Source organism: Flavobacterium chungangensis (genome assembly GCF_042654045.1).
Taxonomy (GTDB): Bacteria; Bacteroidota; Bacteroidia; order Flavobacteriales; family Flavobacteriaceae; genus Flavobacterium; species Flavobacterium chungangensis.
The window spans coordinates 188,870-204,553 of the sequence record NZ_JBHSFY010000011.1 but is presented as its reverse complement, the minus strand read 5'-3'; the positions used below and the strand labels follow the sequence as shown (position 1 = coordinate 204,553).

Genomic DNA, 15,684 nt, shown 5'->3' with positions numbered 1-15,684 from the left:
TAAAATTATCAAGAAAAATTACTTCTGATTTTTTGCCAGATATTCATCTGGTTTTTTCATAAAGTTATCTTTACATACCGTTGAACAAAAACCGTATAATTTCCCTTTATAAGTAACAGTATCACTAACGCCATACTTGCTGACATCCATATTACAGCTAAAGTCTATGTTGCTGGCATACGTTAATTTATTGAGCGGGTTTTTAGGATCTTTATACATTGTTTCAGATTCCATAGTATGAGGATGATCATGAGGATGTGCTTTTTCCTCTTTTTTATTACAGCTTAACACAGCAGTAATAGTGGCAATTAGAAGGATTTTTTTCATAATAGTATTAAAATTTTATTATTTTTTACTGGTTTGATAATCTGCGGAACTGCTCGGGTGTCTTGTTTGTCTGTCTTTTAAAAAAAGTAATAAAATAGGACGCATTTTCAAAACCGAGCTGATCAGCAATTTCATTTATAGAATAATTGGTAAAATGAATAAGCCGCTGTGCTTCTATTACAATACGCTTTCGTATCAGGTCACCTGCTGTGTAATTTGTTACTTCCTTACATATCTTGTTCAGATAATTTGGCGTTACATTGAGCAGATCCGCATAGGCGGCAGGCATTTTTTTCAGCTTAAAATCTTTGTCAATGAGTTTTTCAAATTCTTTTACCTTCTGTTGTTTAGGTGAATTATTTACGACAAATCCCGAGGGATTATAAAGCCGTTCCAAATCAAAAAGCAGGATATTGAGATAAGATCGGAGTACTTTTACCGATTCTTTTCTATGGAGACTGAACTCTTTGAAAAATATTTCAAGTAGATACTTCCACTTGTTTGCTTCCTCTTCACTAAGCCTGACAAATAACTTAGAAGTATCATGAAGAAATGAAAACTGGTCTAAAATGTTATTGTTGTAACGCAGGGAAAAGAAATCTTCAGTAAAACAGATAATTTTTCCTTTGGCTTTTCTGTTAATGTCTATAAAGCTTATACAACGAGGTTTTACAGCGATGACTTTAGCACTGTCAAGACGGACTTTTTGATTGTCAACACTAATTTCTCCTGCTGCATCATCTATAAAGAGAAGCATAAAGAAATTCTGCCTGTGAGGATATTCCAATAAAGGAAACCTTTGCAGCAGATTAGTAATATTATCCATCCAGAAATGACTCTCATCACCTGTGAATAATCTCAGGCTGCGCTCGGGGATTTCTGATATTTGCATTTTTTTGATTTTATGATTAATACTAAAACGAGAGTATTAACCGCATCTGGGAGGATGATAAATCGAAAAAACATAATTAGACTTTTGACCGCCCGACTGCAGCAACGGATATTTCTTTTTGATTACAAAATCTATCGGTGTTAATAAAAATTCCAGAGGACTTTCAAAAAAAAGCTGCATTTCTTTGTAAGTTATTGTTGGAAATTGCTGTTCCTGCTTATCATTTGCTTTTAATTTAGTATCCAGATAGCATTTTCCATTACAAATCGGAATGGAATCAAATCTGTTGATACATACATTTTTGGCTATATAATCCCTATTGATATAAAAATCACCAATAATCCAGATACTGCCTGCATTTTGAAACGCGAGCAGCATCAGAAGAAATAAAGTGATGCATTTTTTCATCAGTAGAACGTTATTTGGTTGAACTTTCTTCTAAAAGGACTTTTACATCGGCAATTAGTCTTGTTGTTTCTTTTGGATTTGTCCCATCATAAACGCCGCGAACATGCCTGTTTTTATCTATAAGCAGAAATCCGCCGCTATGCACAAAACCTCCTGGCTCATTTTTATCCGGATATGCCGTTGCAAAGTAGCTTTCGGTTGCAATTTTATAGATACTGTCTCTGTTTCCCGTAACAAAATGCCAGTTCTTTTTTATGTCGTGATCCACCGTATAAGCTTTAAGGCGCGGTATGGTATCATGATCAGGATCAATGGTATGAGAAAGAAACAATACCTCATCATTAGTTTTGTATACATCATATACTTTTTTGAGCTGTACATTCATTTTGGGACAAATCGAGGGACAGGAGAGAAAAATAAAATCGGCTATATAAATCCTGTCGTCAAAAGTCTTGTTCGTGATCTCCAGACTGTCCTGATTTTTAAACGAAAAGTCTTTGATACGGGGATACTGCGTTTCATTTCCTTTTACTATTGGATTTCCTAATATTGGAAGTTTCTCCTGTGCTTTCTCACATGATATTACAAGTAGAGAATGCAAAAGAATCAAAGCTATTTTTTTCATTTTTTTATTATTTAAATATTTAATCAAGCAGATTATGTTATAAACTGCTGACTTGTTTGCATGTATAATTTCAATGAAGATTCATCAATAAAGTCCATTGGGTTTTTCAAATAAGGATATTGCAAAGCCTATAACAAACAATGCTAAATAAAGTTGTTGTTGTAGATTGATGAGGATATGACTTCATAAAGCCAACTGACCAAAACTTTTAAATTTTCTATGTTAATCTTTTATCTTATTAAGAATAAATGAATACATAAAAATCAACTTAGTTCATAGCAATAGACGTATTGTCAAGTTGCAAAAGGCAATGACAAATTTTTCTTAATGAATTTGAAAAGAAATTTAGATGTATAAATTAGTGGCGGGCGGGCGAAAAGTAGCAGAGGAAATTCCAATTGGTTTGCTGCTTAAAAAAGCAAAAACATTTTTGTGATATCCTACAGGAGGTAAAAAAGTAAAATTTACTTCGGAGTTGCAGATATAGACAATCTCTACTTTTTCTTTAAGACTGTCCTGCATTTGTTTTTCGTTATCAGAATATTTTTTAAGGCTCTTCTGCAGTTCGCATCGACCATTACAAGAGTTAAAAATCTGTTTTCGTTGTACACAGATTGTTCTGGCAATTTCCTGTTGATTCAGTTTGAATGAAGCATATACAAACATACTTCCCAAAGAGGGAAGAAAAATTAGACCACAAAGTACTATGATAATATACTTTTTCAAGATTGTCAATTTGTTTATAAATGCAAAAATACACTAATTTTGTTTTTATTTGGGAGAATCTTCTTGTTTCCTTTCAACAAAAAATATTGATCAATACCAGAGAAATAAACCAATTTTTAACTTTGGTCGAACAACAAACAATAAGTATGGACTTCATACTTTTTCTCTCCCAAAAGCTTAGACGAAATGCGGAAAAATTTTTACTATTTAATTATTGAATTTTTACTACAAAATTTGAGGAAAACTTATTTAACCAAATAAATAATTATTTTGTTAAAAAAGATTTCGAAAATCAAATAAATTTATTTTAAAATCCCAGACAGTAATTCATAGAGCCAGAGAAAGACAATCCTACCTTAACTTAAAACATTCTTTTAAAAACCTCCATAAAATTTGTAAATTTATATAATAGTTAAATACGATAACTCAATCGAGTTTTTATATTTTTTTCAATACTATTTTAATCCACTTATTTTTCATCAGTTTGAGTAATTCTTTATTTCGTAAAACACTTTATTTTGTGGCGTCACCAATACTGTTTTTTTACCTTGTTTACATTCAAAATACCCCTTCTCTATATATCTGATATCTTCATAAATAAGTGGAATAATTATAAAATTTGATAAATCTACCACTCCTTGTTTTTGGTCTTTGGAAACGATAGCGAAATTTGTCCTTTCAAGGATTTTATAATCATCATAGTCTTTATTATTTTCCAATTTTGTTTTATCATTTTCCTGATTTGCAGGAGTAATTTCATACGGATTACGGTCATTATCAATTAGATTTCCATAATAATCAATTCGTCCCTTTTTTCCATCTTTTATAAAGGTATAGCACCAATAAGGAAGATTTTTTTCTCTATACAATGTATCGCATTCAATTGAAAATTGTTTTTCTCCATAGCTTCCATACATTGTGCGCGTTTTATTCTTTCGACCTTGGATTCCTTCTGTAAAATTTAAATCATCTTGTTCTATCGGAATTATTGCGCGACCGCTCAGAAAATCTAAGATTCCTTTTTTCTTATTTTTTGTAACTACCAATACCTTTTGCTGATTCGCATACCCTTTATTAAAATCAATATTTTTAATATTATCATAAATAAATTCATGAAGCATCTGATTTTTATTGGTAAGCACCCCAAATTTAGTATCTCTTTTAGCAATGAAATTGATATTGTCCGGCGTATATAAGCTATCATTTACAAAGGGTATTAATATACCTTCGTTTGCATCAATTACCCCATATTTATTATTCCTTTTGACTATAAAAAGTGTAGTGCGTAAAAAAGGATCGTAATTATGATCATAATGCGCCATTGTTTTTGAATCTTCAAAAATCAAGCGACCATATTTACTATATTTAGTCATTTTCACAGTATGATTTTTATCGTCATATTGCCAATCAGAATAACCTCCGTCAATGTCGTCACTAAATTTTGTTGCTATAGTTGCTAAATCTATTTTTTGCGTTTTTAAATTCAGCAGTTTAAAGGTGTTACCATCCCTAAGTATCAAATGATGATTAACGGTTATATCACTAAAATCAAATTTCCAATTGGCAGGTGCTATAAATGAAACTTTTTTTTTGTTTTCTGGGCCTATAATATCTACTTTGTCTTTAGTTTTGCAAATGAATATTTTGTTGACATATTCTAAAATAACCTCTCTTTTTGCTTTGTTGCACCAAACACTATTATGATTTTCAAATGGAAAAATGATTTCCTCATATTTGTTGTCTGCTGGCACTAAAACCTTTCCGTCAAAGTTGACTATACCGTATTTATCGCTTTTGGCATCGGTCTTAAACTTAAATAAACTAAAAATTATCTTTTGATTTTCAGAAACTTGATTTCTTTCTTTATCATTTTGATAATAATAATCTACTACTGGATACTTGAACTTGGCAATTTCCAATTTATCGTTAATAGCTCCGTAGAGATCTTTATCTTTATAGATGAAAAATTTATTTTTATATGAAACTAATGCATATGGAATTTGATGCATATTCAAATCCGTATCAAAAAATACTTGTTTTTCGTCGGCAGTGTTTGCGAAAATAAATTTTTGATCATTTTGTGAATAAGTATAACGTGCCAATATTGCTCCCGAATCCTTTCCATTTTGAAGATTATACAATCCGTATCGACCTAATTTATTCTGATAACCAAGAATAATATTGTGGATATCAGTTCGGATATTATTGCAATTATCCAATACTTTGGTAAGTGTGTCTCCCTGTATTTTCAACAAGGATATTTTGTAATCATAAATTTGTCTCCCATTATCAAAATAGGAAATGTTTTGAAAATTTACTTTTTCAGAAATAATATAATAGTATGTTTTTATGGAATCATTTCGTATAATCAATCTTTCTATTATATCCTGAATGACAAAAGGGTAAATGCTTTGTCCTTTGCTATTATACAAACCATAATTATTATCTTTATTTTTTACTTCAAAGACAAGGGATTCTTCTCTTTTTTCATTATTGTTTGGATCCGGATAAATAGTAATACTTTGATATTTTATAGGTAAAACTTCTTTTCCATTAATATCCAATAAACCTTCAAGCGATTTAGAATCTTTTATATTATTTCCAGCTAAAAAAATATTTTTATTAGCACGAACTATATACGAGTATTGAGCCTTTAGAATTTCTTTCCCATCAATATCCTCAATACCAAATTTATTATTTTGTTTAAATAATTGTCGATCTGTGTAACTATCATTCACTCCATCAAACGGACTTTGGTTTGATACATATTCTTTAGGACTATTGTCCTTTGAATTGTGATATAATTCACCATTCAATTTATAAAGGGTCTTTTTTTTGTTACGATAAGCTGCTATAAGTAAATCCTGCGCTTTAGAATAATCTCTACATACAAAATCGTACTGTGGTTTTTCTATTTTTTTATTATTCAAAATAGTAAACCCCCATTTGTTTTTTACCCTATAAAACAACACATCTTTGTAATAGTTATTACTGCTAAAACTTTTAATTTCATCATATTCATTATCTAACAGCTTTTTCCCATCCAACAATTTGGCACCAAACTTGTTTTTATTTTTAGTAATGAAAACATAGTATTTCGAAAATTCTTTTTGTTCTACAACAGGTTCTGGAAAGAAAAGATTCGAGTCCTTACCTTTTAAAAATGTATTTCCCATATTCGAAATCGAATCATAAACAGGTTCTGTATAATACTCAAATTTGCTAAAGTTATAAACCCCCGCTTTGTTGTCTTTCTTTACAATTAAATATTTGTTTTTATCTTTTAAAGGGATTTCGTTGGGCTGGCTAAAATTTTCTTTGTCATTAATAATTTTTGACAGAATATTGTCATCCTGGCTTTCTTCTGTATACGAATCAAAAACATCCTTGATGTATTGGTTAGATTGAGGACGGTAGATTGAAAGATGATTACCAATATGTAAAATAAAATATTTCGATTCCTTTTCTTCAGCATAATTGGGATACATTTCTTCATAAGAATCAATAGAATCAACTAAAACTTCATTGTTTTTCAAATTGATAAATTTCCATTTACCATCTTTTTTAGCCAATAACAGGTTATTTCTATACAGTATCGCAGAAGAGCACTCAAAAATCAGTTTACAGTTTAAATCATAAATACCAATGGTTTCCTGAGTTTTTGAATTTTTATCCAAATCGGTTACGATAAAATATTCTAGCGTTCTATGCAAACCGTTGTAATAAGTAAAATAATCTTCGCTGGTTGTAATTTTCTGATTTTTAAATGGAATTACAATTTTTCCAGTTTTATCAAGAAGTGCTTGCTTATTATTTTTAATGGCCACAAAAAAATTAGATTTATCATCGCACAAAGCTAAAATCCAATCATAAATAGGTGCAATTACATAACTATTAGTCTTTCTATTAAAAACACCTTCAGATACAATATTTAAAGTTTGTACTCTAACTTTAATGTTCAAGGTATCTTTATCGGATATTCCATATTTCTCCGAAAAATTATGATTGAGAATCGAAGCAATATGTTCTTTCCAAACACCAATATTGGTATTTTGTAAAACTTCCTTATCTTTTATTTTATTAAATGCTTTAAGAGATTCATTAAATTTTCCTTCATTATAAAATTGCATTGCTTGTTCTCTTAAAGCTTCACTGTTTTGAGAAAAGCAAATTAAAGGCAGCAAGACAAATAGCATTAGGATTGTTTTTTTCATGTATTTATACCAGTATAATCGATTTATGGAGTCTTCTTTTTAATTTAGACTAAAGCGTTTATTATTTAATTTCGTTCATGATTTCATCTATTTTCATTTTGATCCATTCTATGGAAACATAGTTACCATCGCCTTTTATGATTTTTACGGCCACTTTATTATTCTCCCAGTCCAAAATATAAAGTCCTGTTTTACTAGAGCTTCTAGTATCGCTTCCAATAAATTCATTTTGAAAATCTATATAAACTGGTAGTGAATTACGATAATAGACCGTCAATGTAAAAACGCCTATATGCTCTGTGTCTTTTGGGTAATTTTCATAAATCACTTTATAAATTTCATTCCCCTTTTTTGACACCATTATAGTTTCTTTATCAAATGGTGTTCTTCCGGACATTTTTTTCGGTTTAAAGCTTCTAACCTCCAAAGATTTGTCTGTTTCAACTTTATCAACAAATTCATTTATCTTCTGAACTTCAGCATCATTATATAAACAAACTATAGGATCACCCCAAGTATCACATATAACATAACAAAATTTACCATTTACTTTTACCAATCCTATTGCAACCGTAGAATATCTGTTTCCTTTGTCATAATACAGTAATTCGTAATTTTTGATCTTTTTCTGGGCCATACAAAATGCAACCACTGCTGTTTCATAAGTATTGTTTGTACGTTTCCAATCAAACATAAAACGGTTCAAACTGCCATGCCCTTTATAAAATTTTTCAATTTCGACTCTTTTTGCACTGATCAAATCTCGATAATATACACTCTTTTTATCTTGCTCCAGATTTCCATTACTTTTGAGCAGGTTGTATATTGTATCCTTTTTATAGTAATAATACAACCCCAAATCTATATCAGACTCAGTATTTCCTGAACAATCACCACTTTGGGTAATTTTTTCAAGATAAAAACAAATATAATTTCGGTCTATAATTTTGTATTTACCTTTTGAACTGGTGAAACAATCGTTTCCACATTCCGCAGTATAAAAACTTGAAAACGTTTGGTCTGGATTTAATCTAATATGATCTCCATAGTTATAGTCATCAGTGCTTTGAGGAAACAAAAAATATTCCTTGGTTTGGTTGCTTAATAATAACTCATTAGTATTCCAAGTGCCATATAAATTAGTTATTGAGGCATCATGCTTAACCGCATTAAAACCTTTATAATTTGATTTTGACTCAATAGGATTATAATCAACAAGATCATTCTGTTTTTTCGAACAGTTCATAATCATAGTTGATAGAAATAATAAGAATATGTTTTTCATAGAAATGATTTCGGTAATTATTCTAAAAATAGAATTTTATGTTTTTTATTCCTCGGCAAATGTTTTTATATCGCTTAAAATTTCTCCTGTTTTACCATCAATTTTTATTGTTCTGCTCCCTTCCATTAAATTTAGTTGTACCACATAGCAATAACTGGTAAACAAAAAAAGGCGTTTATATAAAAATCTATCTATTAATAATGACTGATAATTCGTGTCGTTGATCAAGTCAATCTGCAAATCTTTTTTCAGCATCGGGATCAATTCCTTAACCGAAAAATCAAAGTTTTCATCATAATTTTTCCAGCTTATCAAAACTCCTTTTTCGTCATAACTTTTCCAGATACCAACTGGCATTCCGTAAAAATGACTAAACTGATTTACCAATAAATTAGTAGTTTTATTGTAAACAAAAGTCTGCTTAAAACTATGATTATCAGAAATTAATTCTTTTTTGTATTGATCTTTTCCCTCATATAACTTGATAACTGTATCCTGCAAAGCATATTCATAAATACTGTCAATTTTATTGTCATTGAACTTTTTTAAATCGAATTTTTCAGAAGTGGTATTGCCTATATTTTCAGGCAAGATTGTTTTTTTATCACTACAGGATAAAACACACAATATCGTAATTACAATAAATACTTTTTGCATCATAAATAAAACTATTGTTTTTTATATTTCCTAAAAACTTTAACTATTGGACATAGTATGGAATACTGTACAAACACCTTACTGGATTTCCATCTTTAATTGCCGGAATCCAATTAGGAGATAATTTTAAGACTCTTTCTAATTCTTTTCCCGATCCATAACCAAGATCTCGAATCACTTCTATCTCAGACAAGCTTCCATCCTTTTCAATTATAAATTTTGCAAAAACTCCGCCTCTAGAAGATTCCTCATCCAGTATTTCTTTTGGAATAACATAATTCTTTTTTATAAAAGCATAAAACTTTTGAATCCCGCCTGGATAATCTGGCTTAATTTGGACAGCTAAAGCATTATAAACTTCATTATCTATTTTCTTACTTTTATTCTCGTTCTGTTCTTTTTTTACTATTTTTTGAGGTACAATTGTTCTATTGTTTCCATATTTTTTGGCAAGATCAATTGCTTCAAAAGAGGGTTCCCATTTACGGTCAAATACTTTACCTAAAAAGCGATACGAAATTTTATCTGAAATTTTGACAAGCCAAAAACCTTCTGAATTTTTAAACAAATAAAAATCTGATCTTGGTGTTGAATCAAGCCCACAAAAGCCGCCTCTATATCCAGAAAAAGAAGCCAATAATTCTATTCCTGCACTTTTAATAATTTTTACATTTTTGCAGTATAAGAAGTTTTTATCAATCAGGAAAATATTGAAAGTGCGTGCAGAATTCACATCGATATCACTCATTTTTTTTATGTGACGAATTCTTTCATTACAATAAAAAACCACATTCTTATCTTTATAATATTTATCTTCAGAATATTGATCATTATTATCCATTGGTACAAATGTTTCAGCATCAAATGAAGTTCGCTTACCCCTAAAGTAAATGCGATCATACATTTTGCAAAAATTATAATCGATAAAAACCTTATTGGAACCATCAAAATCGTCAACGTCATTTTTTTGTGCTTTTCCTACAGCAATCTCCCTTTGGGTTAAATCTTCATAGAAAGATTTTGTACGAGTGGCATACGCTTGGTTTTTATAAAAAACGATACCGCTAAACTTATTGTACGAAATCGCATTGTGGTCAGTTTTTCCGTCGTATTTAAAAGGTAATTTTTCGATAATTTCTTTTTTCGATTCTTGATTATACCCTCTTTCATAAATTCCATTTTTATCATAAAAACAATAGGCACCGCTAAGAAAACCGAAAGAAGGAAGATCTACTTTTTGGTCAATCTCTTTACCATCTTTAAAAATGCTTTTACCATCAGTAATGTAAAAATCGTAGTTGTCAGCAGTCCAAACTTTAACTATACTAGAATTTTTAAGTTTCATTGGAGTTTTATTACCTCTAAAATATACATCATTGTTATATCTAGTATAATGTCCTGACAGAGCTTTTAAATTGTCTGGATGCATATCATCAACTAATTCTCCATTGCGAAAGACGTATTTTTCTGTTTTAAAAAAATCACAGTTAACATATTGATATGGTTCTCCACCAAAAGAAGCAACTTCACCTTTGAAATAAATGTGATTTTTATCGTGACAAAAATCATACGGACTGATATTTGCCGTAGCGCCATCAGAACCTTCTATTTTTTTGTCGAAGTAATAAATGAAATTTTTGTCTTTATAATATTGATCTTTAACCTCTCCTTTGTAATTCTTGCAAGGATTAGGCTGAAAAGTTGTCACATCAATATTCTTTAATTCTGTAGTGTTTTTAAATATTTTATATTTTGTTTTCCAAAGGAGATCATTTTCTTCATTTCTCCCTAATATAAAAAAACCAGTGGTGTCTATTTTTAAAAATTCACCTTTAACATACATCCCGTTTTTATCAAATGCGAATCCAGATTCCTTATTTTTCCTTGGTTTAAAAGAAACAATATCCGGATAAAAAACAATATGCGTACAAAAATCTTGGTACACAACATAATCTTTGTTTACGATGTAAGCAGGATTTTCAACAAAATTGCATTGTCGTGCGCCATATTCTATTTTTAGAGCAGGATCTTCTAACGCTGGTATACTAGTATTTTGACAACTAAAGAATAATAGAAAACTAATGGATATCAAAAATATTCTTATCATAGATCTTGGATTAATGAATGGGGCATCACTATTTTATCTGCTTTTAGAAGTAAAAAAACAAAATTTATTTCATTACAGTAACAATAAAATAAAAATCTTCTAAATAAATCTACTCCATAATAACATAGATAATTTAAAAGGTAAAAAGGTTGGGAAGGAATGAAAAAACAATTTCAAAAAAGATATTGATACTTAACAATTTTTAACTTTTGACCATTATACAAACCTCTCTAGGATTAAAATTATAAATAATTATCCCATAAATTCATTTAAAAATAAGCCAATTTCTTTAAGTCATTCATAAATGGTTTGTAAATTGTTCAATAAAGCACTTAAAGAGAGAGGCTATCTCAAAAGTAAAATCAAGCCTCTGAAGATCGTTATATGACTTAAAATCTTCTGACAAAAGTTCGGCTTACTATTACGTTCAAATTTATATATTAGCATTTTTTACATTCCAAATAATTAATGTAATATATACAAAATATAGCTTCCAACCTTTATAGAATCAAACACATATAATAAAGAATTAGAAACCAAAATATCATCCATTAAATGAGAGCACTATTTCTTATCTTTTTAAGCATATTTTCAATTGCAAATAGCCAAAATAAAAGAAAGGATACAGCCATTATGGATCCTAATTTAAAAATTCCTGAAGGCTATTATAGATATAAACCAAAAGAAATTTCCGGAATCTGTGGTATGGGTTATTTTAGCGAACCTCATGCAGAATACTACGATTATGATTTTTATAAAAAGGATAATCATATATATTGCCAAAACAAATTAACAAATATTGATGCCAACGGTTTTCAGCGTTTGGGACTAAATTATTATAAAAACAATAATAATGTCTATTATTACAGCACAGATTTAGGGTTGCAGAAGATTCCGAATGTTGATCCAAATTCATTACGTATTTTAGGTTCTTTTTTAGCAGATAAAAACTTTTTATATTTAAAGACCTTAAAAATAATTAGAAGTCAGAATTTGGAATTAATATTGGACAATATACAATATGAAGAACCTCCAATCAAAAATACTACAGAACGTTTCTTTTCACCTTCAAATTATTACATATTAAAAAATAACAAAGGATATTGGGTAATAAAAAGTTCAACTACTATTATATCATATAATTTTCTAGGAAAAATGTATGATCCTAAATGGGAAAAAATTAGAGAAGAAAACAAATACATTACTGATAATGATATATATAATTCAGTAAATGTAGATACAAAACCGGACTACCCTGGTGGAATTGATGAATTTTATAAATTTGTACAAAAAGAATTTCGCATACCAACCGAAGAAGGACTTAAAGGTAAAGTATATATTACATTTGTAGTTGAAAAAAATGGCGTATTATCCGGAATAAGAATTCTTCGCGATATTGGATATGGAACTGGAGATGAACTTATAAGAGTTTTAAAACTGTCTAAAAAGTGGAATCCCGCAATAAAAAATGGGCAAAAAGTAAAGTGTTTATATTCTATTCCTTACACCGTACAACAATATTAATCACCTTTGAAAGCATAGAAACATTCTTGATAGCTATCGGGATTAAAGCTTGAAAGGGATTACATCCGTACCAAAAAAACTAAATCGCATAAAGTAATTCATAGAGCCAAAGAAAGACAATAATAACTTAAAGCATAACAATCTTTTCAAACCCTTCATAATATTTTGTAGAATTGTATCTTAATTTACTGGCATGAAACAATTGAGTTTTTATATTTTTTTTGCATAAATCCCCAACAGGACATCTAAACCAAACTTACACAGCCATTGGAAGACATATACTAAATATAGTAAACCAATTTCTTCAAATCATCTAAAAAAGATATTGAAATTTGTCCTGTTCCTATCACAAAAATTAAAATCCCATTTCTTGCGAAATGGGATTTTTTTATCCTTTTTTTTACCTATTTCAAATCAATATTAACTTTATCAATTATTCCTGTAAACTTGAATGGAAGTTTATATGTTTTAGCAACTGGAGAACCTGTATCTTCACCAATTCCGAAAGTATCGATTCCAAAACGAGCTGCGACAGTTTTATCGATTCTGCCTTCTCCAACTAACTTATCGTTGATGTAAAGTTTTCCGGTTCCGCCTTTACCGCTTCCGCCACCATCATAAGCAAAATCAAATCTTACGGTGCTTTTTCCGACTGGAATTGATTCTTTTGAAGTAATCACATAACGCGCATCATCAAAATAATTATAATGATAAACCAGTTTTCCATTTTGTACATACAATACAAATCCTGCCGAACTTCCGCCAGAAGCGACAATAACACCACTGTCTGATTTTGATTTCAGTTCAATTTCAGCCGTTATACTGTGCGATTTATTTTTAGTATTTGGAGAAGCTGTTTCAGCCAGTCTTATTGCCCCTGCATAAAAAGTAAAATGCTTACGTTTAGGATCTGATGGCGTAGGTTTCGGTGAAATTAATCGGCCTGTTCCTCTGTCATCTAACGGATAGACATTGTATTTCTTTGCTTCTTCATCAAAAATTGCCTTTAATTCTTTCAATTTTTCAGGATTTTTCTTCGCCAAATCAACAGCTTCACTATAGTCTTCATCAATATTATAAAGTTCCCATTTGTCTTTATCCCAATTTCCAGGTGCAAAGTCCTGTTTCCATGGGAAAGTATGCTGTGCAGTGGCAACCCAGCCATTATCGTAAATAGCCCTATTGCTGAAAATCTCAAAATATTGTCTGGTTCTAACAGGTTTAGCATTTTTATCAGTGAAAGTCGATAAGAAAGAAACACCGTCCATAGGTTTTTGTTCTACGCCGTCAACAGTTTTTGGCGCTGGCAAATGTGAAGCGTCTAAAATTGTAGGAAGCACATCAATTAAATGAACAAATTGACTGCGCATTCCGCCTTTATCTTTAATTACTTTTGGCCAGCTTACTACCATCGGGTTTCGGCTTCCGCCAAAGTGAGACGCAACTTGTTTTACCCATTGAAAAGGCGCATTTCCTGCCCATGCCCATCCTACAGGATAATGGGGCTCTGTATCAGGATCACCAATTTGATCCAAATGTTTTAAGTTATCTGCCAAAGGAGTTGCTATTCCACTTAATGCTTTTATCTCATTTACTGTTCCTTCCATTCCGCCCTCAGAACTTGCCCCATTATCTCCAACAATATAAAATATCAAAGTATTATCGGCATCTGGAAGTTTGCTTATTGCCTCTAAAAGTCTTCCTGTTTCGTGATCTGCAAACGAAAGATAGCCAGCATAATTTTCCATCAAACGCGCAAAAAGTTTTTTCTGATCTGCTGAAAGTTTATCCCAAGGCGTAACCCAATCAGGTCTTGGAGTAAGTTTAGTTCCTGGCGGAATAATTCCCATTTTCAACTGGCGTTCATAGGTTTCCTGTCTTACAACATCCCAGCCTTTGTCAAACTGTCCTCTAAATTTTTCACGCCATTCTTTTGGTGCGTGATGTGGTGCGTGTGCAGCACCCGGAGCAAAATACAGCATAACCGGTTTTTGAGGTGCCACTGATTTGCTATACTCCAGCCAGTTGATTGCTCGATCAGTCATATCGGTCATGAAATGATAACCTTGTTCTGGAGATTTGTCTGGTTCCACGGCTTTTGTATTTTCAAAAAGAACCGGGTAATACTGATGTGTTTCTCCGGCATTAAATCCATAAAAGTAATCGAACCCTAAACCCGTAGGCCAACGATCAAAAGGGCCAGTAACAGAAGTTTCCCAGTCTGGCGTATTATGATTTTTTCCAAACCAACTCGTGCTGTATCCGTTTCCTTTTAAGATTCTGCCAGAAGTTGCAGTGGTTTTTGGAATCATACAATTGTAACTCGGATAGCCTGTTGCCCATTCGGCTAAGAAACCAGAGCCGGCATTATGATGATTTCTTCCGGTTAGTAATGCAGCACGCGACGGTCCACAAATTGCAGTAGTATGAAAACGGTTGTATTTTAAACCATTTGCAGCTAATTTATCCAATTCAGGTGTTGGAACTGGTCCGCCAAATGTGCTTATCTGTCCAAAACCAACATCATCCAACATAATAATAATCACATTTGGTGCTCCTTGCGGAGGGGTAACCAATTTTGGCCATTCTTCCTTGGAATCTTTATACGTTTCTCCTATTTTACCACCAAAAGGTGGCTCTGGAATTGGCAGTGTGGTTCGGTCTAATCCCCCTGAATCAGTCTTCTCTGTCACGGAATCAGTTTGTTTTGATTGATTGCAGCTGAAAAGAAATACAGCTAAAATAAAAAGCATTTTTGGGCTAATAAAAGACTTCATATTCCTTCGATTTAGTGATACTCCACTAATTTACAAACATGCGTATTACAAAATCTTTTAATGATGTTGCAGATTATAATTTGCAACAAAGTTTTTTAAAACATTAGACCCTTCCTAAAATAAAATCACAACCCCGTATTAT

Annotated in this window: 11 protein-coding genes; 1 reads left to right on the top strand and 10 read right to left on the bottom strand. The window is 31.0% G+C overall.

Annotated features, from left to right (window positions below):
• Positions 1-18: 18 nt before the first annotated feature.
• The 9 genes from ACFO3N_RS17515 to ACFO3N_RS17475 form a co-directional block, all read right to left on the bottom strand.
• The gene (locus tag ACFO3N_RS17515; protein WP_379799880.1) at positions 19-327 is read right to left on the bottom strand and encodes a YHS domain-containing protein; all 309 of its coding nucleotides are present in this window, start codon (positions 325-327) and stop codon (positions 19-21) included.
• 25 nt (positions 328-352) lie between these two features.
• Positions 353-1,219, bottom strand: a complete 867-nt coding sequence (locus ACFO3N_RS17510) for a helix-turn-helix domain-containing protein (protein ID WP_379799877.1) — start codon at positions 1,217-1,219, stop codon at positions 353-355.
• A gap of 36 nt (positions 1,220-1,255) precedes the next feature.
• Positions 1,256-1,627, bottom strand: coding sequence for a hypothetical protein (locus ACFO3N_RS17505; RefSeq protein ID WP_379799875.1), 372 nt, complete (start codon positions 1,625-1,627; stop codon positions 1,256-1,258).
• A 10-nt stretch (positions 1,628-1,637) separates the two neighbouring features.
• Positions 1,638-2,252, bottom strand: coding sequence for an SCO family protein (locus ACFO3N_RS17500; protein ID WP_379799873.1), 615 nt, complete (start codon positions 2,250-2,252; stop codon positions 1,638-1,640).
• Positions 2,253-2,597: 345 nt separating this feature from the next.
• Entirely contained in the window at positions 2,598-2,978 is a 381-nt protein-coding gene (locus ACFO3N_RS17495; RefSeq protein WP_379799871.1) for a hypothetical protein, read from the bottom strand.
• 479 nt (positions 2,979-3,457) lie between these two features.
• On the bottom strand, positions 3,458-7,192 hold the full coding sequence (locus ACFO3N_RS17490; protein WP_379799869.1) for a WG repeat-containing protein: 3,735 nt from the start codon (positions 7,190-7,192) through the stop codon (positions 3,458-3,460).
• Between the two features lie 61 nt (positions 7,193-7,253).
• Positions 7,254-8,477, bottom strand: a complete 1,224-nt coding sequence (locus ACFO3N_RS17485; protein ID WP_379799867.1) for a hypothetical protein — start codon at positions 8,475-8,477, stop codon at positions 7,254-7,256.
• 45 nt (positions 8,478-8,522) lie between these two features.
• Positions 8,523-9,137, bottom strand: a complete 615-nt coding sequence (locus tag ACFO3N_RS17480) for a hypothetical protein (protein WP_379799865.1) — start codon at positions 9,135-9,137, stop codon at positions 8,523-8,525.
• A gap of 40 nt (positions 9,138-9,177) precedes the next feature.
• Entirely contained in the window at positions 9,178-11,241 is a 2,064-nt protein-coding gene (locus tag ACFO3N_RS17475) for a DKNYY domain-containing protein (RefSeq protein WP_379799863.1), read from the bottom strand.
• Positions 11,242-11,796: 555 nt separating this feature from the next.
• On the opposite strand from ACFO3N_RS17475, the gene ACFO3N_RS17470 reads away from it, so the two are divergent.
• Entirely contained in the window at positions 11,797-12,765 is a 969-nt protein-coding gene (locus ACFO3N_RS17470) for an energy transducer TonB (protein ID WP_379799861.1), read from the top strand.
• A gap of 404 nt (positions 12,766-13,169) precedes the next feature.
• Here the strand turns inward: ACFO3N_RS17470 and ACFO3N_RS17465 are convergent, their stop codons facing one another.
• Positions 13,170-15,458, bottom strand: a complete 2,289-nt coding sequence (locus ACFO3N_RS17465) for a sulfatase-like hydrolase/transferase (RefSeq protein ID WP_379799859.1) — start codon at positions 15,456-15,458, stop codon at positions 13,170-13,172.
• Between the last annotated feature and the right edge of the window lie 226 nt (positions 15,459-15,684).